The sequence below is a fragment of the Pseudomonas sp. C2.3V genome, from assembly GCF_058536325.1.
Window position 1 is genome coordinate 1,746,597 of the sequence record NZ_JBZUBN010000001.1, and the last position, 23,475, is coordinate 1,770,071.

General features: G+C 55.8%; 15 protein-coding genes. 10 read left to right on the forward strand and 5 right to left on the reverse strand.

The window, feature by feature from the left end; translation table 11 throughout:
• Positions 1-188 precede the first annotated feature (188 nt).
• The 3 genes from AC4LF3_RS08235 (at position 189) to AC4LF3_RS08245 (ending at position 8,295) form a co-directional block, all read left to right on the forward strand.
• Positions 189-1,049, forward strand: coding sequence for an SMP-30/gluconolactonase/LRE family protein (locus tag AC4LF3_RS08235; RefSeq protein ID WP_491835069.1), 861 nt, complete (start codon positions 189-191; stop codon positions 1,047-1,049).
• 3 nt (positions 1,050-1,052) lie between these two features.
• On the forward strand, positions 1,053-3,161 hold the full coding sequence (locus AC4LF3_RS08240; RefSeq protein WP_491835070.1) for an LTA synthase family protein: 2,109 nt from the start codon (positions 1,053-1,055) through the stop codon (positions 3,159-3,161).
• A gap of 262 nt (positions 3,162-3,423) precedes the next feature.
• Entirely contained in the window at positions 3,424-8,295 is a 4,872-nt protein-coding gene (locus tag AC4LF3_RS08245) for an NAD-glutamate dehydrogenase (RefSeq protein ID WP_491835071.1), read from the forward strand.
• Positions 8,296-8,342: 47 nt separating this feature from the next.
• Here the strand turns inward: AC4LF3_RS08245 and AC4LF3_RS08250 are convergent, their stop codons facing one another.
• A complete protein-coding gene (locus tag AC4LF3_RS08250) occupies positions 8,343-9,347 on the reverse strand; it encodes an alpha/beta fold hydrolase (RefSeq protein WP_491835072.1) in 1,005 nt (334 codons plus the stop codon).
• A gap of 229 nt (positions 9,348-9,576) precedes the next feature.
• Between AC4LF3_RS08250 and AC4LF3_RS08255 the strand changes: the two genes are divergently transcribed.
• The 4 genes from AC4LF3_RS08255 to AC4LF3_RS08270 all read left to right on the forward strand — a co-directional run bounded on the left by AC4LF3_RS08255 (position 9,577) and on the right by AC4LF3_RS08270 (position 15,391).
• Positions 9,577-11,835: an ATP-binding protein gene (locus AC4LF3_RS08255; RefSeq protein WP_404627645.1), complete on the forward strand. Its 2,259-nt coding sequence runs from the start codon at positions 9,577-9,579 to the stop codon at positions 11,833-11,835.
• Positions 11,836-11,845: 10 nt separating this feature from the next.
• Entirely contained in the window at positions 11,846-12,307 is a 462-nt protein-coding gene (locus AC4LF3_RS08260) for a response regulator (RefSeq protein ID WP_073449641.1), read from the forward strand.
• 88 nt (positions 12,308-12,395) lie between these two features.
• Positions 12,396-14,813 (forward strand): response regulator, encoded by a 2,418-nt coding sequence (locus AC4LF3_RS08265; RefSeq protein WP_491835073.1) that lies wholly within the window; start codon positions 12,396-12,398, stop codon positions 14,811-14,813.
• The gene (locus AC4LF3_RS08270) at positions 14,810-15,391 is read left to right on the forward strand and encodes a biliverdin-producing heme oxygenase (protein ID WP_010797978.1); all 582 of its coding nucleotides are present in this window, start codon (positions 14,810-14,812) and stop codon (positions 15,389-15,391) included. The genes AC4LF3_RS08265 and AC4LF3_RS08270 overlap by 4 nt, the downstream gene beginning before the upstream one ends.
• On the opposite strand, the gene AC4LF3_RS08275 is transcribed toward AC4LF3_RS08270, so the two are convergent.
• Positions 15,377-16,312 carry a DUF6685 family protein gene (locus tag AC4LF3_RS08275; RefSeq protein WP_491835074.1) on the reverse strand — a complete coding sequence of 312 codons (936 nt, stop codon included), beginning with the start codon at positions 16,310-16,312 and terminating at the stop codon, positions 15,377-15,379. The two genes, AC4LF3_RS08270 and AC4LF3_RS08275, sit on opposite strands and share 15 nt — an antisense overlap.
• 394 nt (positions 16,313-16,706) lie before the next feature.
• On the opposite strand from AC4LF3_RS08275, the gene AC4LF3_RS08280 reads away from it, so the two are divergent.
• Positions 16,707-17,735 carry a quinone-dependent dihydroorotate dehydrogenase gene (locus AC4LF3_RS08280; RefSeq protein ID WP_491836263.1) on the forward strand — a complete coding sequence of 343 codons (1,029 nt, stop codon included), beginning with the start codon at positions 16,707-16,709 and terminating at the stop codon, positions 17,733-17,735.
• A gap of 94 nt (positions 17,736-17,829) precedes the next feature.
• On the opposite strand, the gene rmf is transcribed toward AC4LF3_RS08280, so the two are convergent.
• Entirely contained in the window at positions 17,830-18,045 is a 216-nt protein-coding gene (gene rmf / locus AC4LF3_RS08285) for a ribosome modulation factor (protein ID WP_010797981.1), read from the reverse strand.
• A gap of 312 nt (positions 18,046-18,357) precedes the next feature.
• On the opposite strand from rmf, the gene rlmKL reads away from it, so the two are divergent.
• A complete protein-coding gene (gene rlmKL, locus AC4LF3_RS08290) occupies positions 18,358-20,550 on the forward strand; it encodes a bifunctional 23S rRNA (guanine(2069)-N(7))-methyltransferase RlmK/23S rRNA (guanine(2445)-N(2))-methyltransferase RlmL (RefSeq protein WP_312270899.1) in 2,193 nt (730 codons plus the stop codon).
• 211 nt (positions 20,551-20,761) lie between these two features.
• Positions 20,762-21,802 (forward strand): acyltransferase family protein, encoded by a 1,041-nt coding sequence (locus AC4LF3_RS08295; protein ID WP_491835075.1) that lies wholly within the window; start codon positions 20,762-20,764, stop codon positions 21,800-21,802.
• On the opposite strand, the gene AC4LF3_RS08300 is transcribed toward AC4LF3_RS08295, so the two are convergent.
• A complete protein-coding gene (locus tag AC4LF3_RS08300) occupies positions 21,803-22,864 on the reverse strand; it encodes an oxidoreductase (RefSeq protein ID WP_491835076.1) in 1,062 nt (353 codons plus the stop codon). It abuts the gene before it with no gap.
• A gap of 112 nt (positions 22,865-22,976) precedes the next feature.
• On the reverse strand, positions 22,977-23,402 hold the full coding sequence (locus AC4LF3_RS08305; RefSeq protein ID WP_010797985.1) for an HPF/RaiA family ribosome-associated protein: 426 nt from the start codon (positions 23,400-23,402) through the stop codon (positions 22,977-22,979).
• Between the last annotated feature and the right edge of the window lie 73 nt (positions 23,403-23,475).

A 23,475-nucleotide genomic window follows, 5' to 3' on the forward strand; every position in this document is an offset into this window, starting at 1 on the left:
AAATGGCAAGGATGAAAGCCTCGGCAGGGCGTTACTTTAATCCATTCCCATGCACTACACCTAACCTCTAGCGGCGTTTGGCTAGTACACGGAAGATCAATGGTCTTGCAAAGGCTGCAGGCGGTATTTTGACGAAATTTTGATTCCTGATCCGGCATTCTTACGCTTTTTGAACGGGCTGCGTATCAATGACGCTGAATAGGCGCGCCGGAAAGCTGGCTGCTATTGCAGGTATTGCGCTAATTGCAGCGGCCTGCGTTCCACTTTGGAAACACTTCTTCCCTGTCCAGGCCGCTGATGGCTGGGAGTACTCAATCTATCGCCAGAATATTCCTAACGTCAGTGCGCTGATCAGGGATGAGGCAGGCACTCTGTATGTAACGGAAGAGTTCCAGGATGGAAAGGGAAGAGTCATGACGCTTTCTCCCGATGGGACGTTAAATCCTTATGTCGAAGGTCTTTCCAAGCCTGATGGCCTGACGTTCTTTCAAGGGGGTGTGGTGTATAGCCAGGAGGCTGACCGACATCCCGTCATCTGGCAAAAGGGCGATCAAAAACGCGAGCTGTTCATGGGAAACGATGTCGAGGAAGTCTCAACCGACGGACACTACCTCTACGCCATCGAAGATCTGCATGGCAACGGGCGATTGCTGCGCTATGACCCAAGCACCCAGGCGGTGACCATTCTGCGGCAGGGCCTTGATCAGGCAGAAGCCGTCGCACCTTGCCCAGACGGTTCGCTGTTCTATCTCGAAAAGCAGAAGGGTGAAATCCACCAATGGCAAGCCGATGGCCAGGACCCTATAGTGCTCACCGGTTTGAATGCGCCTGGCTTCATGGTGTGCACCACGGAGGGTGTTTGGATTACGGAAGACGCCACGCACATGGCCCGGCTGCTGCTGCTCGATCGACAGGGCAAAGAGCATGTAATCCTGAGTCATCTTCGCTCTGCCCAGACCCTTCTGCCATCACCTGACGGCAGTTTTCTGCTATCCGAGCAGGGACGCAACCGCATCCTGAAACTCCAACGCACCAAAGAAGGCGCTTAAACAATGCAACAACCGGACGCCAAACGACCCGCTAATCCAGGGCGCAGGCCTATACAGCCAACCATTGCCAGTCATCTGGCCTTTACACTGGGGAGTGCGCTGGCCTTGCTGGTCATGTTCGCCCTGCTGCGGCTGGCCTTGCTGGCTTATAATCATGAATCCATTGGCGATACGCCTGCCGGCGAGTTCATCGAGGCGTTTATCAACGGTGCCCGCTTCGACCTGCGCCTGATTGCATACATCTGTGTGCCGCTACTGCTTTCACTGCTCAGCGTGCGTGCCATGGCGGCTCGCCGCCTGCACTGCGTCTGGCTTACGGTCGCTGCAAGCCTTTGCCTGTTCCTGGGTGTGGTGGAGCTGAACTTCTACCGGGAATTTCATCAGCGCCTGAATGGCTTGGTGTTCCAGTACATGCAGGAAGATCTCAAGACCGTATTCAGTATGATCTGGTACGGCTTTCCTGTTGTTCGCCTTCTGCTGGCCTGGCTGGTAGCAGCGTTGTTGCTGGGATGGATGTTTCATCGTATCGAGCGGGCGACGCGCCCGAAGGTTGTCGCTTCGGACAGCACGGGAGCCCGCCTGGTCGCTTCACCTGCCTGGTATGCGCGGGGCGCGGTATTCGTGGTCTGTCTGCTGGTGGCGGTCGTTGCCGTACGTGGCACGCTGCGCCATGGCCCACCGCTGCGTTGGGGGGATGCCTATACAACGGAGTCGATGTTTGCGAATCATCTGGGGCTCAATGGTACTCTGACGCTTATCAATGCGGCAGAGCACTCCTTCTCTGACCATCGGGACAACACCTGGAAAGCGACCCTGCCCGAGGATGAGGCGCTGAAGACCGTACGCAGCATGTTACTCACACCTCGTGATCAGCTGGTGGATGCCGATACCGCTGCCATTCGTCGCGTCTATACACCGGCGCCCGAAACCAGGCTGCCGGGTGTAGGCAATGTTGTCGTCATTCTGATGGAGAGCATGGCGGGCCGGTACATTGGTGCGCTGGGCAGTACGGATAACATCACGCCCAATTTCGATGCGCTAAGCAAGGACGGCCTGCTGTTTACCCGTTTCTTTTCCAACGGCACTCACACCCACCAGGGGATGTTTGCCACCATGGCCTGCTTCCCGAACCTGCCGGCTTTCGAATACCTCATGCGGATGCCAGAGGGCAGTAACAAGTTTTCAGGACTGCCGCAGATGCTCAGCCCGCGCGGCTATAATGATGTCTATGTCTACAACGGAAGTTTCGCCTGGGACAATCAGTCTGGCTTCTTTAGCAACCAGGGTATGACCTCTTTCGTAGGGCGTGACGACTTTGTCAATCCGGTCTTTATCGATCCAACCTGGGGTGTTTCTGACCAGGACATGTTTGCCCGCTCGGCTGAGGAGCTCAGCAAGCTCGAAAAGCAGGGCAAGCCGTTTTATGCCCTGCTGCAAACCCTTTCCAATCATACCCCTTACGCGTTGCCCAAAGATCTGCCGGTTGAGCGTGTAACCGGACACGGTTCGCTGGATGAGCATCTGACAGCGATGCGCTATGCGGACTGGTCGCTGGGCCAGTTCTTTGCCAAGGCGCGCAAGCAGCCCTATTTCAAGGACACCCTGTTTGTCATCGTGGGCGACCACGGTTTCGGTGCGCCGGAACAGTTAACGGAAATGGATCTTTTCCGCTTCAACGTACCGCTGCTGCTGATTGGGCCTGGCGTACAGGAAACCTTTGGCAGCAACCGCGATACGGTCGGTAGCCAGATCGACATAGTGCCCACCATCCTCGGGCGTTTGGGCGAACCGGCCCGCCATCAATGCTGGGGCCGGGATTTGCTGGACCTGCCCGCAGGTGATCCTGGCGTTGCGGTTATCAAACCGTCAGGTGGCGAACAGACCGTAGCCATCGTGTCGGGTGACAACATACTGGTGAAGCCCAAGGACCTGAACGCACGCCTGTATCGATACGAATTGGGTGCTACCCATCACGCGGAAGTGCTTAATGATTCAGACAAGGCCTCTGCCATGCAGCACAAGCTGGATGCCTTCCTGCAAACCGCAACCGACAGCCTTTTGAATAACACGACCGGTGTGACGCCGGCGACCCAGATTCCCTCCTCGAAATAATCGTTCTGGCGCAGCGGCAAACGCTGCGCCATTCCTTTCCCAAACCCCATCTGCAACAGGTATGAACGAAGATGTCGCGGCACCGAATGCAGCGGCGGCAGCTTCGTTTTAAGCTTTTACCCGGCTGAAGTCGCTGCTGCCAAAAATGTCAGGGGCTTCAGTTGCAATAAAGTTGAACTCGAGCTGAACACCCTGGGTCCTCGTCCTTGTATGTAGGCACCAGGCGTGCAAAAAACGAATAAAGCCCAGATGGAGTACAACCATGGCGTTTTTTACCGCTGCCAGCAAAGCGGACTTTCAACACCAGTTACACCTTGCTCTTGCTCAGCATGTGGACGAGCCGACGCTCTCCAGGCTGACACCCTTCGCTGACCAGTTCTTCGGAATTGTCGCGTTGGAAGAACTGACCCAGCGCCGTCTTTCGGACCTTGTTGGTTGTGTACTCTCGGCCTGGCGCTTGTTGGAGCGTTTCAATCCGGCTCAGCCGCAGGTCAATGTATTCAACCCTGAATACGAGCGGCATGGTTGGCAGTCTGGCCATACGGCGGTAGAGGTCCTGCATGCCGATATCCCATTCCTCGTTGACTCTGTCCGCATGCAGATCAATCGATCCGGACACAGCGTACATACTCTGCAGAACAGCGTGCTGAGCGTACGCCGTGATGAGACAGGCCGTCTGCTGGAGGTACTGCCCAAAGGTACCCAGGGAGAGGGAGTCAGCCAGGAATCAGTCATTTTCCTTGAGATCGATCGCTGTGCTTCAGCCAGCGACATGAAGGCGCTTGAATCAGCCCTGCTTGAAGTGCTGGGCGAGGTACGCCTGGCCGTGAACGATTTCAACCCCATGAAACAGCGTGTAGCGCATCTGCTCGATCAGCTGGATACCATGGCGGGGCCAAATGTGGCAGCAGAAGAGCTGGACGAGGTGAAGACCTTCCTGGCCTGGCTCAACGATAACCACTTCACGTTCCTGGGATATGAAGAATTTACCGTCGAGAACGAGGGTGAAGGTGGTCGCATCTTCTATGACGAGTCCTCTCTGCTGGGGCTTTCGCGGCAGCTACGCATAGGCCTTACTGCCGAAGACGCTCATATCCAGACCGAGTCGCTGCAGTATTTCCGTGAGCCGTTGCTGCTCTCGTTTGCCAAAGCTGCGTTGCCAAGCCGGGTGCATCGGCCAGCCTATCCCGATTTTGTCTCGATCCGCCAATGCGACGAACAGGGGCATGTCATTCGTGAACACCGGTTCATGGGGTTATATACCTCCAACGTCTATAACCAGAGCGTCGAAGCCATTCCCTTTATCCGGCGCAAGGCGGCGGAAGTCAGACGTCGGGCCGATTTCGGTGCCAGTGCGCACTTGGGCAAGGAACTGGCGCAGGTGCTTGAAGCACTGCCTCGTGATGATCTCTTCCAGACACCGGTAGATGATCTTTTCGCTACGGCGATGTCCATTGTGCAGATCCAGGAGCGCAACAAGGTTCGCGTCTTCCTGCGCCGCGATCCCTACGGACGCTTCTATTACTGCCTGGCCTATGTACCGCGCGACATCTATTCCACCGAGGTCCGTCAGCGCATGCAGCAGATCCTTATGGAGCGCTTGCATGGCACCGACTGCGAGTTCTGGACCTATTTCTCCGAATCCGTTCTGGCGCGTGTTCAGTTCATCCTGCGTATCGATCCGGGCCAGAAGCCGGAAATTGATCCTTCGCGTATCGAAAAGGAAATGGTGCAGGCGTGCCGGTCCTGGAAGGACGACTATGCGAGTCTGATCATCGATACCTTGGGCGAGGCGCAGGGTACCGCTGTACTGGCCGATTTCCCTCAGGGTTTCCCGGCCGGTTATCGTGAGCGTTTCGCGCCGCATCTGGCGGTGGTGGACATGCGGCATCTGCTGAACCTGTCGGAAAGCCGCCCGCTGATCATGAGCTTCTATCAGCCGCTCGGTTACAGCGGCGGCGACAATGTCCTGCATTGCAAGCTCTATCATGCGGATACGCCGCTGGCCTTGTCGGATGTGCTGCCAATTCTTGAAAACCTTGGTCTGCGCGTATTGGGTGAGTTTCCTTATCACCTGCGCAAGAAAGATGGGCGCGAATACTGGATCCACGATTTTGCCTTTACCACGGTGGCAGGGTTGCATGTGGACCTGCAACAGCTCAACGACACGTTCCAGGATGCGTTCATCCATATCGTCAATGGCAGCGCCGAGAATGACTCCTTTAACCGGCTGGTCCTGACGGCCGGGCTGCCCTGGCGTGATGTGGCCCTGCTGCGTGCCTACGCGCGTTACCTCAAGCAGATTCGCATTGGGTTCGACGTTGGCTACATTGCCAGTACGCTGAACAATCATGTGGACATTGCACGCGAGCTGACACGCCTGTTCCGTATGCGCTTCTATCTGGCGCGCCGTATGAGTCCGGAAGATCTGGAAGACAAGCAACAGCGTTTGGAGCAGGCAATCCTTGCAGCGCTGGATAACGTGGCAGTGCTAAACGAAGACCGTATCCTGCGTCGCTACCTGGATCTGATCAAAGCAACGCTGCGAACCAACTTCTACCAGCCAGACGAAAATGGTCAGCCCAAGGGCTATTTCAGCTTCAAGTTCAATCCGCGTGCTATCCCCGAATTGCCCAAGCCTGTACCGCGATTTGAGATTTTCGTTTACTCGCCACGTGTGGAAGGCGTCCACTTGCGAGGCGGCAAGGTTGCTCGTGGCGGTCTGCGTTGGTCGGATCGGGAAGAGGATTACCGTACAGAAGTGCTGGGCCTGGTAAAGGCGCAGCAGGTCAAGAACTCGGTAATCGTACCGGTAGGGGCAAAAGGTGGATTCGTACCGCGGCGTCTGCCTGTAGGCGGTAGTCGGGATGAAATCCTGGCCGAGGCAATTGCGTGCTACCGCATCTTCATTTCCGGTTTGCTGGATATCACGGACAACCTGAAAGAAGGCGAAGTCGTTCCGCCGGTGGGTGTTGTGCGTCAGGACGATGACGATCCCTATCTGGTCGTGGCAGCCGATAAAGGCACGGCGACCTTCTCGGACATTGCCAATGGTATCGCAGCTGAATACGGCTTCTGGCTGGGTGATGCGTTCGCTTCTGGTGGTTCGGCAGGTTATGACCACAAGAAAATGGGTATCACGTCGCGTGGTGCCTGGGTCAGCGTACAACGGCATTTCCGCGAGCGGGGCATTGACGTCCAGAAAGACCCAGTCACTGTACTAGGGATCGGCGACATGGCCGGTGATGTATTTGGTAACGGCCTGCTGCGCTCGGAAAGCCTTGAGCTGGTAGCGGCATTCAACCATCTACATATCTTTATTGACCCAAACCCCGATGCTGCCCGCAGCTTCGCCGAGCGCCAGCGTCTGTTTGACCTGCCACGCTCCAGCTGGACGGACTATGACGCCAGCCTGATTTCCGAGGGTGGCGGCATTTTCTCGCGTAGTGCCAAGCGAATTGAAATTTCGCCGCAGATGAAAGAGCGCTTCGATATCCAGGCCGATCAGCTGACGCCTAACGAGCTGATTCATGCACTGCTCAAGGCTCCGGTCGATCTTATCTGGAACGGCGGTATCGGTACTTACGTCAAGGCCAGCTTCGAATCCCATGCGGATATCGGCGACAAGGCCAACGATGCGCTACGGGTGAATGGCAACGAGCTGCGCGCCAAGGTGGTAGGTGAGGGCGGTAACCTGGGCATGAGCCAGCTGGCACGGGTCGAGTATGGGCTCAATGGTGGCGCATGCAATACCGACTTCATTGATAATGCCGGCGGCGTGGACTGCTCTGACCATGAGGTCAACATCAAGATTCTCTTGGGCGATGTGGTATCCTCTGGCGACATGACCCTGAAACAGCGTAATCAGCTGATGGGCGAGATGACCGATGAGGTTGGTGAGCTGGTCGTCAACAACAATTACATGCAAACCCAAGCGCTGTCTCTGGCGGAGCGTCGTGCACGGACGCATCTCATGGAGTACAAGCGTCTCATCGTGGACCTGGAAGGCCGTGGCAAGCTTGACCGCGCATTGGAGTTCCTGCCCTCTGATGATGTTCTGGCAGAGCGCGCCAGCCAAGGCATAGGCCTGACCCGCGCCGAGCTTTCGGTGCTGATCTCCTACAGCAAGATCGATTTGAAGGAGCAGTTGCTCAAGTCGAGCGTGCCGGACGATGAGTACCTTAGCCGCGACATGCATACTGCGTTCCCGCAGCGCCTGACTGAGGAGTTTGGCGAGGCGATGCAGCGGCATCGTCTGAAGCGCGAGATCGTGAGTACCCAGATCGCCAATGATCTGATCAACCATATGGGTATCACCTTTATCCAGCGCCTCAAGGAGTCCACTGCCATGAGCGCGGCGGATATCACGCGTGCCTATGTTGTGATGCGGGATGTCCTGCATCTGCCTCATTGGTGGCGTCAGATCGAAGCGCTGGACTATAAGGTTCCGGCAGATGTTCAGTTGAGTCTGATGGATGAGTTAATGCGCTTGGGGCGTCGTGCGACGCGCTGGTTCCTGCGCAGCCGTCGCGGTGAGCTGGATGCTGCGCGTGATGTTGCTCACTTCGGGCCACGTGTTGCCGCGCTGGGCGTTCGTTTGAACGAACTGCTCGAGGGCGAGCCACGCAGCCAGTGGGAAGGGCGGTATCAGCATTACATCGATCAGGGTACGCCGGAGCTACTGGCGCGTGTGGTGGCGGGTACGACGCACATCTATACGCTTTTGCCCATCATCCAGGCGGCTGACGTGACCGGGCATGATCCTATCCAGGTAGCCTCGACCTGGTTCGCTGTTGGCAATGCGCTCGACCTGACCTGGTATCAGCAACAGCTCAACGAGTTGCCGGTTGAAAACGCCTGGCAAGCATTGGCGCGTGAAGCGTTCAGAGATGAATTGGATGCACAGCAGCGCATCATCACGATTGCGGTTTTGCAGATGCCTGAGGCACCTGAAGATAACGCTGCGCGGCTGGCCCTATGGATGGAGCACAACCGTACCATGGTGGAACGCTGGAGAGGTATGCTCAGTGATGTGCGTGCCGCCAGCGGAAAGGATTTCGCCATGTATGCGGTGGCAGCCCGTGAACTAATGGACTTGGCTAGTCTGGGTTCTGCCACGAGTTCGACGATGTAAGTCGCACCATCGATAAAAAACCCCGCCTCGGCGGGGTTTTTTATGAGCTATTTAATTTCAGCCAATCCTTTGAGCAGCGCCTTGTGAAAGCGCTCGGGATCCTGGATTTGTGGTGCATGTCCCATGTCATCAAATTCGATTAGTGTGGCATGGGGAATGGTTTTGGCTGTCTGCTTGCCTAGGGTCGTGTAATCACCCAGCGCCTTCTGCACCTCTGGGGTGGCTGCGTCCTTGCCAATGGCGGTATTGTCCTTGGTGCCTATCATGAGCAGCGTTGGCATGCGCAGCTGATCAAATTCATAGACCACCGGCTGGGTATAGATCATGTCGTACAGCAGGGCCGAATTCCAGGCTACGACCTGCTTGCCTTCACCACGATACAGCCCGGCCAGCATATCGACCCAGCGATCGTATTCAGGCTTCCACTGGCCGGCGTAATAGGTGTTCTGTTCGTACTTGCGAATACCTTCGGCGCTTGTTTTGAGCTCCCGCTCGTACCATTGATCAATACTACGGTAAGGCACACCTTTGGTTTTCCAGTCTTCAAGGCCAATGGGGTTAACCATGACCAGCTGCTCGACCTGGCTGGGGTAGAGCAGGGCATAGCGGGTAGCCAGCATGCCACCGGTGGAATGACCTAAAACTGTGACCTTGTCTACACCCAGATGCTCAAGAAGCGCGTGGGTATTCACCGCCAGCTGCTGAAAGGTATATTGATAGTGTTCAGGTTTGGTGGATTTACAGAAACCAATCTGGTCCGGCGCTACGACCCGATAACCGGCCCCGCTCAGTTGGGCTATGGTCGTTTCCCAGGTTCCGGCACAAAAGTTCTTTCCATGCATCAACACCACGGTACGCCCGTTAGGTGTTGCGGTAGGCTTCACATCGATGTAAGCCATTTGCAGGCGTTGATTTTGGGATGTGAACTCAAACTCACTTACCGGGTAAGCGTATTCGAAACCTTCCAGACGTGGACCATAGGCGGCATCGGCAGCCAACGCCGAATGTGTCAGGGTAGCTAGCAGCAAAGCAGGGGCGAGGCGCGCGAACATGGATAACTTGCTCCTTGGGATGATTCAGCCGTTTCGACTTACCCTAGGTAACTAATAGTTCCGCAGTCCACCAGCACTGTTTGACAAGACATGTACAGCAGGAAAGCTCTAGTGAGCGGATCACAGATCTTTAGCGCTATCCCGATCAATCACACTTGTACAATAACGTACCTATGCAGGCACAATAGGCATAGATAAATCATCCATACGTAACGACAGGAGAGGATGCTTGGCCGTCGCCGACAATCCCAGTTCCTCGCTTCCAGCCAGCACGCTGACGGAATGTGCGAAAGAACCGATCCACATTCCCGGTAGTATCCAGCCACATGGGTTTCTGCTGGCCCTGAGCGAGCCGAGCCTGACGATTACTCAGGTTAGCCAAAACGTACAAGACTATCTGCATGCCAGCCCTGCCGATCTGCTAGGGAAGTGCCTGAGTGATTTTCTGCCAGAAACGAATCTGTCCGAGCGGCTGAAAGAGCTGGTCATCGAGGACCACAATCCCTTCTATCTGGGTGACGTGGCCTTGCGGCTTGGCGATAACGGCTACTGTTTTGCCATGTTCGTGCATCGTTTCGATGATGTATTGATCGCCGAGTTCGAAGCGGCCGGCACGGCGGCAATGGCCTACACAACGATGTACCCGTTGGTGCGTACCTTTGTCGAGCAGCTGCAGCATGCCGAGTCCATTGAGGCGCTTTGCCTGCTGGCGGTACGAGAGGTCAAGCGCATTACGCAGTTTGGCCGAGTACTGGCATATCGCTTCGATCACGACGGCCATGGCCAGGTGATTGCCGAAGAGGCAGACGAGGGTTACGACCGTTACCTTGGCCATGTCTTCCCCGAGTCGGATATCCCGGCTCAAGCGCGTCGGCTTTATCTTGAAAACCGGATTCGTGTCATTCAGGACGCCCATTACGAGCCCTCTATCATCGAGCCTTCCCTCAACCCGGAAACGGGGCGCCCACTGGACTTGAGCTTTGCAATGCTACGCAGCGTATCGCCAGTGCATGTCCAATACATGCGTAACATGGGTACGCAGGCCTCGATGTCCATTTCCATTCTGGTGGATAACGAGCTCTGGGGGCTGATTTCCTGCCACGATGCCGAGCCAAAGTCAGTGAGCTTCCAGAAGCGCACTGGCTGCGAACTCCTGGGACGTATGCTGTCCTTGCAGATCGAGGCTGGTGAGTCTCACAAGTTATCCGATCGTCGCCTGTCGCTTCGGCAGATGATCGTGCAGTTGCTGGCCGCGATGGCTGACCGCGACAGTGTTATCGAGGGCATCGCTGAAGTACCCGATATTTTTCTCCGGTTCGCCAGTGCGTCGGGTGGTGCTATCGTATCGGCTGAGCGCTGCGACCTGATTGGCCAGACGCCCCCGCGTTCGGTCGTCGAGTCGTTGGTGATGTGGCTCTCGACACATGTTGAAGATGATTTCCATACCAACAATGTGACACGCGATATTCCCGAGCTGGAATTGGGCGGCTATGTTGCCGGTCTGCTGGCGGTGCCGATTTCCGAGCTTCATTCCCATTACCTGATCTGGTTCAGGCCTGAGCAGGTTCAGGTCGTCAACTGGGCCGGGCCGCCGCATAAGGCGGTGCAGGACGACGGAATGCTCAATCCCCGCCTGAGCTTTAGCACGTGGCAGGAAACCGTCCGAGGCTTCTCATTGCCGTGGGACCCGCTGGAGGTCGAGGGTAGCATCGAGCTGCGTAATGCCGTTCGCGGTATCGTCTTGCGCAAGGCTGAAGAGTTGGCCGAGCTGGCAGAAGAGCTCAAGCGAACCAATAAGGAACTTGAAGCCTTTTCCTACAGCGTCTCACATGACCTGCGTGCGCCTCTTCGGCACATTGCCGGTTATGCAGAATTACTCAATGACTTCGAGGGCGACAAGCTCTCTGATCGCGGCGCACGCTTCCTTGAGAATATCGGCGTTTCAGCACGGTTTGCCGGAACCCTGGTTGACAACCTGCTGAGCTTTTCCCAGATGGGAAGGGCTGCGATCCGCTATTCCGATGTCAATGTCGCAGCCTTGATCGAAGCGATTCGTCAGGAGATGGCGCCTGACTTTGCCGGGCGCAACATCGAGTGGAAGGTCGAGCCATTGCCGATGGTCATTGCAGATGCGGCTTTTATTCATCTGGCGCTCCGCAACCTGATTTCCAACGCGATCAAGTACACCCGCAACCGCGAGCAGGCGGTTATCGAGATCGGCTCAGAATCAACCGACAAGGAAGACATTTTCCATGTCAGGGATAACGGGGTCGGATTCAACATGGATTACGTGGGCAAGCTGTTCGGCGTCTTCCAGCGACTGCACCATATGGACGAGTTCGAAGGCATCGGTATCGGCCTTGCCACTGTCCGCCGTATCATAGAACGCCATGATGGCAGGGTCTGGGCTGAGGGCGAGCCGGGCACAGGTGCCACGTTCTATTTTGCTTTACCGAAACAGCGCCCCCTTTCCACACAGAAACGTTGAGACTCCTTCTATGCTTAAGCCGATTCTTCTGATCGAGGATAATCCGCACGATCTCGAGCTGACGCTGGTTGCGCTTGAACGGAGCCAGTTGGCCAACGAGGTCATTGTTCTGCGCGACGGTGCCGAGGCGCTGGACTATCTCATGCGGCGGGGCGCTCATGCTGAGCGACTTGAGGGAAATCCGGCGGTAATGCTGCTGGACTTGAAGTTACCCAAGGTCGATGGCCTTGAGGTGCTCAAAGAAGTGCGTGATACCCCGTCATTGCGCAGCATACCGGTTGTAATGCTGACCTCTTCTCGCGAGGAGCCTGATCTGGAGCGGGCCTATCAGCTCGGTGTCAATGCTTATGTGGTAAAACCTGTTGAGTTTCGTGATTTCGTAGCGGCCATCAGCGACCTAGGCATCTTCTGGGCTGTGCTCAACGAGCCGCCACCCGGTTCGTTCCGTCTAACCCGTCGCCCCGGCTCATAGTGAGGTCCTTATCAAATCCTATACTGCAGATGATCCGAACGGCCTGATTTCACGTTCCATGCTCGTGGAACCTGCTCGGCGAAGCAATATGTCCTTACCGAAACGCATCAAGATATTGTTGGTCGAGGATAGCAAGCTCGACGTCGAGCTGATCCTTATCGAACTGGAGCGCAACGGCTTTAGTCTTGAGCCGACGGTTGTGTATGACCGAGCGGGGCTTGACGCAGCACTGTGCGGCCAGCCGTTCGATCTTATTCTGTCGGATATCATCCTGCCTGGCTTCTCTGGAGCCGAGGCGCTCAAAGTGGCGCGCGTAGCGGCTCCCGATACGCCGTTCATCTTTGTTTCCGGCATTTTTGGTGAGGCACATGCCGTTGAGATGATGCGCCTGGGCGCGAATGACTACGTGCTCAAACAGAGTCTGGAGCTGCTTTCTACTTCTGTAGAGCGTGCACTGACTGTTGTGCATGAACGACGGGAGCGACGCAAGGCCGAAGAGGCTCTGCAAACGCTTGAAGTGCGCTCCCGGCTGGCAATCGATGCGGCGCGCCTGGGCATGTGGGAGCTTCAACCCGAGACCAACTGCCTGCTGTGGGACGAGCGCTGCAAGGCTATGTTCGACTTGCCTTCGGACGCACAGGTCGATTTGGAGTTGTTTGCTCGACTGGGGCATCCGGACGAAGTCCAGAAAATGTTTGATGCGGTCCGCCGTGCTACCGAGCATAGCAATGACCAGGAATATCACGCGGAATACCGGATTTCTCTTCCTGCTGGAGAACAGCGCTGGATCGAGGCGAGAGGCAAGGCATTCTTCGAGGATGGCATCTGCACTCGCCTGCTCGGGGTAATGATGGATATCACCCAGCAGAAGCGGGCCACCGAAGCGCTGGAGCAACTCAATACCTTGCTGGGCGAACGTGTACAGGAACGTACACGCGAGCGCGACCGTACCTGGGATCTGTCACGAGACCTGTTGATCGTAACCGGATCACAAGGTCGTCTGTTGGCATTGAATCCGGCCTGGGCTGAGACCCTAGGATGGGATCGCCAGGCCTTGATCGACAAGCCGTTCATTGAGCTGGTGCATTGTGATGATCGCAGCATTACCCAGGCTGAGCTGAACAGTGTCAGTAACGGCCGGATAACCAACCGGTTCGTTAATCGTATTCAGCATCGAGACGGCAGCTATCGCTGGATTTCCTGGACGGCTGTGCCCGAAGATGGAAAGTTGTATGGCTCGGGGCGCGACATCACCGCTGAAGTGGATGCCATGGAAGAGCTGGCGACAGCCAACCGGCAGCTGCGTGAGCAGATCAATGAGCGGGAGCGCGTAGAGGCGACGCTGCAGCAAATGCAGCGCTTGGAAGCCGTGGGTCAGCTTACGGCCGGTGTTGCGCATGACTTCAACAATCTATTGACTGTCATTCTCAGCAGTGCGGCGTTCATGGGGCGCGATCTGGAAAAGGGCACTTTAGAAAAGTTGCCTTCGCGTCTGCAGAACGTTCGCGAGGCGGGAGAGCGAGGCGCCAAGCTGATTGGCCAGTTATTGGCGTTTTCACGACGCCAGCGTCTTGCGCCAAAGCCTGTTGAGCTAAACGAGACGGTCAACAGCATGCTGGCCTTGCTGCAAAGCACCATGGGCGGCAGCGTGTGGATTGAGACCTCCCTGGAGCCGGGGCTTTGGCATGCCTTGGTCGATCCGACCCAGATCGAGTTGATCATCCTGAATCTGGCAATTAATGCTCGGGATGCCATGAGCGTAGGCGGGTCGCTGCGTCTGACCACGGCCAACCAGACGATTACCGCTGCACCTTCGCGGCCTGAAGAGCCAGAGCCGGGCGATTACGTCATGATGTCCGTGCGGGATTCTGGCACGGGTATGACAGATGAGGTGCTGGCCAAGGCATTCGAACCGTTCTTTACTACCAAGGAAGTAGGCAAGGGGTCTGGCCTGGGGCTTGCTCAGGTGTTTGGTTTTGCCAAGCAATCCGGTGGTGGAGTGCGCATCGAAACCGAATTGGGTGTAGGCACCGAAGTCAAAGTATTTCTACCTCGCGCCGAGGTGGAGTTGGATGATGCGGCGTCGGATACCCAGGCAGCCTCCGAAAGTCGCATGGATGGACCCAGACGTACGATCCTGCTGGTTGATGATGACAGTGCCGTTCGGGAGGTTACCTCAACGCTGCTTCAGGAGCTGGGATATAGCGTCATCGAGGCGCAAAACGGTTTTGCTGCATTGGCGGTGATAGAGCGTACGGCCAAGATTGATCTGTTGCTGGCTGACTTTGCCATGCCGGGCATGAACGGCGCCGAGCTTGCCCGAACGTTGCGCCAACGCCAGCCCGATCTTCCGGTAGTCTTCATTACCGGATACGCCGAACTCGGCGAGCTGGACGAGCAGGAATATTTCATCGTACCCAAGCCCTTTCGAGAAAATGACCTGGCGAACAAGGTTCATTCAGCCCTGAAAGGCTCCAATCCCTTGAAAGTAATACAGCAGACATGAGTACGTCCTCTATTCGTGAGCGTTTACGACAGGCCGGTGGCGAATTGCACCAGCAGGTGGACGCCTTGTTTTCGTCCTATCGACTAACGGATCTGGATGGCTACCAGACGTTTCTGGTTGCCCATGCATGGGCCTTGTTTCCCATGGAGGAGATGCTTGAGTCCTCCGGCATCGAAGCGATGATGCCTGACTGGAAGCAGCGTCGGCGTCGGTTTGCGTTGGCCGAAGATTTGGCCATGCTGGGTGTGTCTGTACCTGAATATAAGCCTTTGCAGGCCTGCAGTAATGAGGCCACCCTTTGGGGATATGCCTATGTGCTTGAAGGATCACGGCTCGGCGGCAAGATGATTGCCCGCTATGTGGCTGGTAGTGATGAGCCATTGATTCGGGCTGCAACTCATTATCTGAGTCATGTTCCTGACTCCGGGCCGGCCGGATGGCCTGCTTTTCTGGCAGAGCTGGAGCATCGGGCGGTACATTGGAAAGAAGACGATCTCTTCAGCGGTCAATCTCAAGCCTTTGGCTTGTTTTTACAGGCAGGGCAACGCTTTCAACCGGTCGCCTCAAGCACCGCCTGATTCTTCAGGCGGTAACGGCGCTGTGGGTGCCCTTTCATCAGGAATCGCTCCAATCTGGCGTAGGCGAACCAACAGATCGGGAGCGCCTGCCAATTTGAGTCCCTGACCTAGCGCATCGCTTAACGGTGACTGACGGGGCAGCAGAAGCCATTCCAGCTGCTCCGGGTGTCCGGGAAGAGTAAGTCGGGCATAGGGAATGGCGTTATCAATCAGTAGTTTTACAAACCCTCGCTCGTTCCAGCACTCCGAAGGTACGGCAAGTACATGGAAGGCTTCACCGAGTGTCTCTACCGCAGCCGGATCGAGCTGATAGGTCGTCAATTCTGCGGGCAGTAGATATTCAAGGCCTCTCAGGCGTGCATAAGCTACTGCGCCTGCAAAAGCGCAAACCTGCTGCTCATCGCCATACCAGAACAGCCGTGAGCCGCGCCAGCTCGCTTCACGAAGCTGCAGTGAAAAGCGGTTTCCTGCCAGGGCCTGGCCCAGTGTGGACTCAAAGTCGCGATAACTGATAATGCGTACATGGCGGCGACAGTAGGGTGTAGCGGCCAGCTCTTCAAAGCTGCTCGCCGAGACCGTGCTGACGGCGGGGTGGCGTGTATAGACGCCGTTGATCCAGCGCAGGTCGAAGCTGGAGTAGTTGATCTGTCGCGTCTTGATGAGCTGGCTGAGAAGCTCATAGGCAGGCGCCTTGTCTTCCTGAACCGGACCTGAAAGTGCTCCACGTGACAGGGAAATCAATTGATACAGGGGAAGCCCTTCATCCCACCAGATGCTTTCGACATCCTCCGGAAGTGGCTGAAAATCAAGATCCAGACGGCTGGCGCGATGCAGCACTCGACTGGCCGACTGGCCAAGTCTCAAGCGCTGGGTAAGCGCCATGAACCGAGCACTGAGGCTTAGCGCATTCCGCGGGCTCATTTTCCCTCCGTGGGACAATTCACTGGCGCTCCATTCGTATTCAAAGACCCGTTGATAAACGGCGGGCCATCGGACCCTGCCGACTGATAAAGATTCACTGATTGCACTAACAATTCACTATGGCATGCATAGGAAAGTCTGCGCGATTTTCTTCCGAACGGTTGGAATAACCCGGGGAAGTAGAGCACACGTTGAAAGGCACCAGCCAAATACGAGCGGGTTTTGAAAAATACTCTTTTTATTCTGACATTTTATAACTTGTTCAGTTCGTTACTGATAACTGCTTTGCAATTACAAAAGAGCTGTGCGGTTTATTCCCGCTGCTGGCATGGCGAGACTCGTGACTTGTTGAACTGTATAATGACGAGTCCTTCCATTCGAACAGCCCTTGCCCATGTACTCCACGGTTCGTAACCTACTGTTCAAGCTTTCTCCAGAAACGTCCCACGATCTGACCCTTGATCTGATTGGTGCTGGTGGCAGGCTGGGTCTCAATGGCCTGTTTAATCGCCAGCCTTCGTTCCCCGTCACGGTCATGGGGCTGGAGTTCGCCAACCCTGTAGGCCTGGCGGCTGGACTGGATAAAAACGGTGCTGCCATCGATGGTTTTTCACAGCTGGGGTTCGGTTTTGTCGAGGTGGGTACGGTAACGCCAAGGCCACAGCCGGGTAACCCTCGGCCACGACTGTTCCGTATTCCCCAAGCTGAGGCCATCATCAATCGCATGGGGTTCAACAACCTGGGCGTCGACCATCTGATTCAGCGGGTTCGGGCCTCCCGGTACAAAGGCATTCTTGGAATCAATATCGGCAAGAATTTCGATACGCCTGTCGAGCGTGCCGCTGACGATTATCTGCTATGCCTGGACAAGGTCTATGAGCATGCCAGCTACGTGACCGTCAACGTCAGCTCGCCCAATACACCCGGACTGCGCAGCCTGCAATTTGGTGACTCGCTCAAAGCGCTTCTGGAAGCGCTTCGGCTTCGTCAGGAGGATCTGGCGGTGCGTTACGGCAAGCGAGTGCCGATTGCCATCAAGATCGCGCCGGACATGACGGATGAAGAGACTGTACTGGTAGCCCATGCCATTCATCAGGCAGGCATGGACGCGATCATCGCGACGAACACGACTCTGAGCCGGGACGGCGTGGAGAATTTTCCCTATGCTGCCGAGGCGGGCGGTCTTTCCGGTGCGCCGGTGCGTGATAAGAGTACGCATACGGTACGTGTGCTGGCGTCGGAGCTAAAGGGCAAACTGCCCATTATTGCGGCAGGCGGCATTACCGAGGGTATCCACGCAGAGCAGAAGATAGCGGCGGGTGCGAGCCTGGTTCAAATCTATACCGGCTTCATTTACAAGGGACCGGCACTCATTCGCGAGTCGGTAGATGCTATCGCTTCGACAATCAAAAGGGCTCCTTAAGGAGCCCTGTGCCTCGTTGGAGGCGTATCTGGTGTTCACCAGTGCGATCTGTTTGAGGGCGTTAAGTCACCCGTCCAAAACGAATTAGGTTGTATCAGCCTGCTACGTTGAGTTGATTTAAGCGATGAATACCTGCTGTGCCGATGAAGCCATCCCAGTGGTCGCCGCGGCCTTCGCGCCAACCGTTCATCCAGGCCTGGCGGATTTTTTGATGGTTAAAGGGGCAAAGATCGCGGGATTTTCCGCTAACGCCGTGCTGATAACCACGTTGAAAAGCTCGTTCCATCGGATCACGCTTAAGTCTTCTCATAGGGTGTTGCCCTCGTTTGTTGACTGTTTTTCCAATGGCCCTTGGGCCTCGTGGAAGCGTTGCCGGCGTGACGCTTCTCATCCCGCTCATTGCGAATCGGGATTGGTTAAGTTCTAACCAATGGTTACAGCTATGTGAATGATCGTTTTGGCATAACCATAGTGTTTTTATCAAATCTAACCATAACGACCGGCTAAGAAAGACCTTTACAAGGCCGGTCCTAACAGTCAAAGCCTTATGTAATAGGGCTTTTTATGGTTTTCAGTTTTCTGGCCGGTCAGTAAACCTGCCATCAATGAGTAATGACGATTCATGACCAATCAATACGAATTGTTTCTGACGTGCCCAAAAGGGCTGGACGGGCTGCTACTGGACGAGGCACAAGCGCTTGGTCTGGAGCAGGCACGCGCTCAGGTCTCTGCCATACGTGGGCAGGGCACGCTGGAGACAGCCTATCGGCTTTGCCTCTGGTCACGTTTGGCAAACCGGGTGCTGTTGGTACTGTCGCGCTTTGCAGTGACCAATGCCGATACCCTTTACGACGGGGTGGCGGCTATTGATTGGAGCGAACACCTTGAGCCCAACGGGACATTGGCCGTTGAATTTTCCGGAAAGGGTTCGGGGATTGATAACACGCATTTCGGTGCGCTCAAGGTCAAGGATGCGATTGTCGATGGGCTGCGCAGGGTATCGGGGCAGCGTCCGTCGATTGACAAGGTGCGGCCGGACGTTCGCATTCACGTTCATTTGGATCGAGGCGAAGCGACGGTCTCGCTGGATTTGTCCGGACACAGCCTGCACCAGCGAGGTTACCGTCTGCAGCAGGGTGCTGCACCGCTCAAGGAAAACCTGGCGGCAGCCATTCTGATTCGTGCGGGCTGGCCGCAACTGGCTGCGCAAGGCGGCGCGCTGGCTGACCCGATGTGCGGGGTAGGGACGTTCCTTGTAGAGGCGGGGCTGATGGCTGCGGACATCGCGCCCAATCTGAAGCGGGAACATTGGGGGTTCTCGAACTGGTTGGGGCATATTCCGGCGGTGTGGAATCGCTTGATTGACGAGGCCGAGGATCGAGCTGTCGCCGGGCTTGCGCGTCCACCGCTATGGATTCGCGGGTATGAAGCCGACCCTCGGCTTATTCAACCCGCCCGCAATAATATCGAACGGGCAGGGCTGGGCGACTGGATCAAGGTTTATCAGGGAGAAGTAGCGAATTTTGAACCGCGACCAGATAAGAACCAGACTGGTCTAGTCATCTGCAACCCACCCTATGGCGAGCGCCTGGGGGATGAGGCAAGCCTGCTGTATCTCTATCAGAACCTGGGTGAGCGTCTGCGCATGAGTTGCTTGAACTGGCGTGCCGGTGTGTTTACGGGAGCACCGGAGCTGGGCAAGCGCATGGGTATCCGCAGCCACAAGCAGTACGCCTTCTGGAATGGTGCACTGCCTTGCAAGCTGCTCATGTTCGAGATCGAACCACGGCAATTTGTGACTGGTGAACGTTCTTCCATATCGTCACAACCCCGTGATGAGGCGCAGGTAGCATCGGAACCTGCCAAGCTGAGCGAAGGCGGGCAGATGTTTGCCAATCGCCTGCAAAAGAACCTGAAGCAACTTTCCAAATGGGCGCGTAAGGAAGAGATCGAGTGTTACCGCGTGTATGACGCGGACATGCCCGAGTACGCTGTTGCCGTCGATCTGTACCGTGACTGGGTTCATGTGCAGGAATACGCACCGCCGAAGACTATCGACCCGGAAAAGGCGCAGTCGCGGTTGTTGGACGCATTGGCAGCCATTCCGCAGGCACTGAATATTGATCCTTCTCGGGTGGTCGTGAAGCGTCGCGAGCGCCAGACCGGTAAGAAGCAGTACGAGCGTCAGGCTGCGCAGGGTCACTTTATGGAGGTGATCGAAGGGGGTGTGAAGCTTCTGGTCAACCTGACCGACTATCTGGACACCGGCCTGTTCCTGGATCATCGACCCTTGCGCTTGCGTATCCAGCAGGAGGCCGCTGGCAAGCGTTTCCTGAACCTGTTCTGTTACACCGCGACGGCGACTGTACATGCAGCAGTTGGCGGTGCCCGCAGCACCACCAGCGTAGACATGTCACGGACCTATCTGGACTGGGGACGTCGCAATCTGGCGCTCAATGGCTTCTCTGACAAGCATCGTCTGGAACAAGCCAATGTCATGGAGTGGCTCGATGAGAACCGGGGAGAGTACGATCTGATCTTTATCGATCCGCCAACCTTCTCCAACTCTAAGCGTATGGAGGGCGTGTTCGATGTTCAGCGTGATCACGTTTCACTGATCGATATGGCCATGGCTCGGCTTGCCCGGGGAGGCCTCCTTTATTTTTCGAACAACTTCCGAAAGTTCGAGCTGGATGCTTCGCTCGCAGCACGCTACCAGGTAGAAGAGATTACGCACGAGACACTTGATCCGGATTTTGCACGGAACAGCAAGATTCACAGAGCGTGGCGGATTTCGGCTAAGCCAAAAGCATAATGATGCGCTTGCTTGTGACTTCTGTCATGAAGCGGGCCAAAACTTGAAACCCTGAGGGTCGATGAGAGTCGACCCTGGGCGGATATAGCCTCTAAGGTTTGTCTGAACAGGTCAGCGTTGCCTAATCAGTACCGAAAATGTGCTGTCAGAGCGGCTGATGCTGCAGCAGTCCTATCCGCATCAATGGGCTTCAAGGAGGCAAACGCTTTCAATGTTGGTTTCGCTTCAAGCGCTAAGGGCTCTGGCAGCCTGGCTCGTAGTGTTTCATCACTTCATGCAGGTCTTCTTTGATTTCCGGTCCGACACCCTGGTCGGCCATCTGCTCTCAACGCGAGGGCAAGTGGGAGTCGATATCTTTTTTGTGCTCAGTGGGTTCGTGATCTATATCTCGACAGCAGGTCGAGCCATGCCCACGTTCCGGTTCATGGTGAATAGGATCGCGCGAATAGTGCCCGCCTATTGGCTTTATACCGGTATTACCGCTGCCATCATTTATTTTGCGGCGGATGTGATGCCTGTTTATGGAGTGGCAAGCAAGGAGCTATTGCTATCGCTGTTTTTCATTCCGAGCCAGAATCCCGGAGGATTCGGTTTGTATCCCACGCTGCCGGTAGGATGGACGTTGAATTATGAAATGCTGTTCTATCTGCTGTTTGCACTGTCATTCAAAGTGCCGGAACGCTGGCGACTCTGGGTTGTATCGCTTCTGGTAGTTGGGGTCAGCGTTGCGTCAGCAGAGCAGCCTTTTATCAGCCATTTCTACCATAATCCCATCATGTATGAGTTCTTGTTGGGCATGGGTATCGGTGTGCTGTACCGAAAGGGGTTCATACCGCAAAGTCTGAAGGTGGCGCCACTGGTTGCAGGATTTTCGATAGCCACGATTCTGCATTTTGATGCCGGTAATGACTGGCGTTTGCTGACTTGGGGTGTTTCCAGCGCCTTGCTTGTAGCCAGCTGCATCGCAATGGAGCCACTGTTTGCGGGTAATCGGGTTCTCAAGGCGTTGGGTGATTGGTCTTACTCGGTCTATCTCATCCACGTTATTGTCCTATGGCTGGGCGACTACTGGCTACATCATCAGGTGGGGTTGAATCCCTATGAAACCCTGCTGCTGTGCTTGCCGATCATTCTCGTGTTGTCATGGCTCAGTTTTGAATTCATCGAGCGTCGCATGACCCGCAAGGTTAAGGCGGCATTGGAAGCGGTCCCGGCGCGTATTGCCGAGACCCTGGAGGCGCGGGCTCGCTGATCAGCGCCAAGCGTTGCGCTCGGCTTCGCTAAAGTCGGGCACAACGCTGATCCCTTCTTTTGCAGAACGCTGGACAGCCTCGATGACAGCCATGAGTGAGCACGCCTGGGCTGGCGTAACCGGGTTCTCTGCCTCACCCCGTAACGCACTGATCACGCCTTGGTAATAACGGCGATGATCCCCTGTGGGCACCGCTACAAGCTCTTGAGTGCCATCGGCATGGAACAGCTGTCCGGCATCCTCATCCAGGCCCCAATGTTCTCCGCCCGGCAAAATACCCTGACGTAATGCGTCCTCTTGACGATCAGCGCCACGCTTCAGCCAGCTGGCCTGTGTACCCTGGATCATGAAGCGGGGCGATCCTCCAGCACTCAACATTCCGGCCTGCAGGATCGCCTGAGTACGTCCATAGTCGAGTACGACGTGAAACCAGTCATCCGCCAGTGCGCCTTGCCGCTGCTTTACAAGCTGGGCAGTTACACGGTGCGGTACACCAAACAGGCAGAGTGCCTGATCCGCCAAATGCGGCCCCAGGTCGTACCACAGGCCGCTGCCCGGTCCATCACTTTCACGCCAACGTTGCCTAACCTTGGGCCGGAAGCGTTCGATACGCGATTCATACACGGCGATCTCACCCAGACGATTGCTGTTTATCAGCTCCTGAGCGCCTAGGAAGTCACTGTCCCAGCGGCGATTCTGAAAAACGGACAGAAATCTATTTTCTGCCTGAGCAATGTCTGCCAGCTGGCGCGCTTCGCGAAGCGTCAGTGTAAAGGGCTTGTCCACCACGACATGCTTACCCGCTCGCAAGGCTGCTTCAGCCAGTGTTGCATGGGTATCGTTGGGCGTGGCCAGGACCACCAGATCGACCTCAGGATGCGTTACTGCAGCGTGATAATCACTGATGACATTGATATGAGGGCGTTGAGAGCGAATCTTATTGAGCTGGCGAGAGGCAATATGCGTCAGAAGAAGGCCATCGATGCTTTCGATGAGAGGGGCATGAAAGATTTCCCCTACAAAGCCATAACCGATGAGAGCAACTCGAACCTGCGTATCCATGATGAACTAATACACTGACTGAAATGAAGTCGCAGTATAGCCAGGCTGGACACTATCGATAAGAAAGCCGCGAGAGGAAACAATTCTCTCCCGCGGCAAGGTGGGAGATACGTTATTCCTTACCTAACGCTGCCTGCTTGGCCAGGAAGTCGTCCTGCAGAAGCGAGTCGGTAAATTCCTGTGAATCTTCCAGATTAATCGGGTCGTCGATGTGGCCGGTAGACGTAACCTTTGCATCAAGTTTTCCGGTGAGGTGTTCAAGGGCGTGTCGCATTTTTTCTGCAGCGCCATCTACGGCAAGGTCTAGCGCTTCGGCTTTATGAGTCACTGAGATCGAGCGGTACCCCTTGGGGCGGGCTTCGATCTGACAACGCTTATCTTCCGCTCCGGATTTTTGAGCATTCTCATCGCTCAAGTGAATTTCAACGCGGGTCAAGAGATCTTCGAAACGCTCCAGGCGATCGACAACAGCAGAACCTACCCATTCTTGCAGCTCGGCACTGCCTTCGATCTGATTGGTGTTCACTTGGACTTGCATACCACATCCTCATGTTTTTTGACGTGCCTATCTAATAGGACGGGCTCGGCAGTAGGAGGTTCATCTTTTAAAG

What these genes read in the sequence shown, in the direction of transcription:
- AC4LF3_RS08235 (WP_491835069.1), top strand. Translation starts at nt 189, where the DNA reads ATGACGCTGAATAGGCGCGCCGGAAAGCTGGCTGCTATTGCAGGTATT.
- AC4LF3_RS08240 (WP_491835070.1), top strand. Translation starts at nt 1,053, where the DNA reads ATGCAACAACCGGACGCCAAACGACCCGCTAATCCAGGGCGCAGGCCT.
- AC4LF3_RS08245 (WP_491835071.1), top strand. Translation starts at nt 3,424, where the DNA reads ATGGCGTTTTTTACCGCTGCCAGCAAAGCGGACTTTCAACACCAGTTA.
- AC4LF3_RS08250 (WP_491835072.1), bottom strand. Translation starts at nt 9,347, where the DNA reads ATGTTCGCGCGCCTCGCCCCTGCTTTGCTGCTAGCTACCCTGACACAT.
- AC4LF3_RS08260 (WP_073449641.1), top strand. Translation starts at nt 11,846, where the DNA reads ATGCTTAAGCCGATTCTTCTGATCGAGGATAATCCGCACGATCTCGAG.
- AC4LF3_RS08265 (WP_491835073.1), top strand. Translation starts at nt 12,396, where the DNA reads ATGTCCTTACCGAAACGCATCAAGATATTGTTGGTCGAGGATAGCAAG.
- AC4LF3_RS08270 (WP_010797978.1), top strand. Translation starts at nt 14,810, where the DNA reads ATGAGTACGTCCTCTATTCGTGAGCGTTTACGACAGGCCGGTGGCGAA.
- AC4LF3_RS08275 (WP_491835074.1), bottom strand. Translation starts at nt 16,312, where the DNA reads ATGAGCCCGCGGAATGCGCTAAGCCTCAGTGCTCGGTTCATGGCGCTT.
- AC4LF3_RS08280 (WP_491836263.1), top strand. Translation starts at nt 16,707, where the DNA reads ATGTACTCCACGGTTCGTAACCTACTGTTCAAGCTTTCTCCAGAAACG.
- rmf (WP_010797981.1), bottom strand. Translation starts at nt 18,045, where the DNA reads ATGAGAAGACTTAAGCGTGATCCGATGGAACGAGCTTTTCAACGTGGT.
- rlmKL (WP_312270899.1), top strand. Translation starts at nt 18,358, where the DNA reads ATGACCAATCAATACGAATTGTTTCTGACGTGCCCAAAAGGGCTGGAC.
- AC4LF3_RS08295 (WP_491835075.1), top strand. Translation starts at nt 20,762, where the DNA reads ATGTTGGTTTCGCTTCAAGCGCTAAGGGCTCTGGCAGCCTGGCTCGTA.
- AC4LF3_RS08300 (WP_491835076.1), bottom strand. Translation starts at nt 22,864, where the DNA reads ATGGATACGCAGGTTCGAGTTGCTCTCATCGGTTATGGCTTTGTAGGG.
- AC4LF3_RS08305 (WP_010797985.1), bottom strand. Translation starts at nt 23,402, where the DNA reads ATGCAAGTCCAAGTGAACACCAATCAGATCGAAGGCAGTGCCGAGCTG.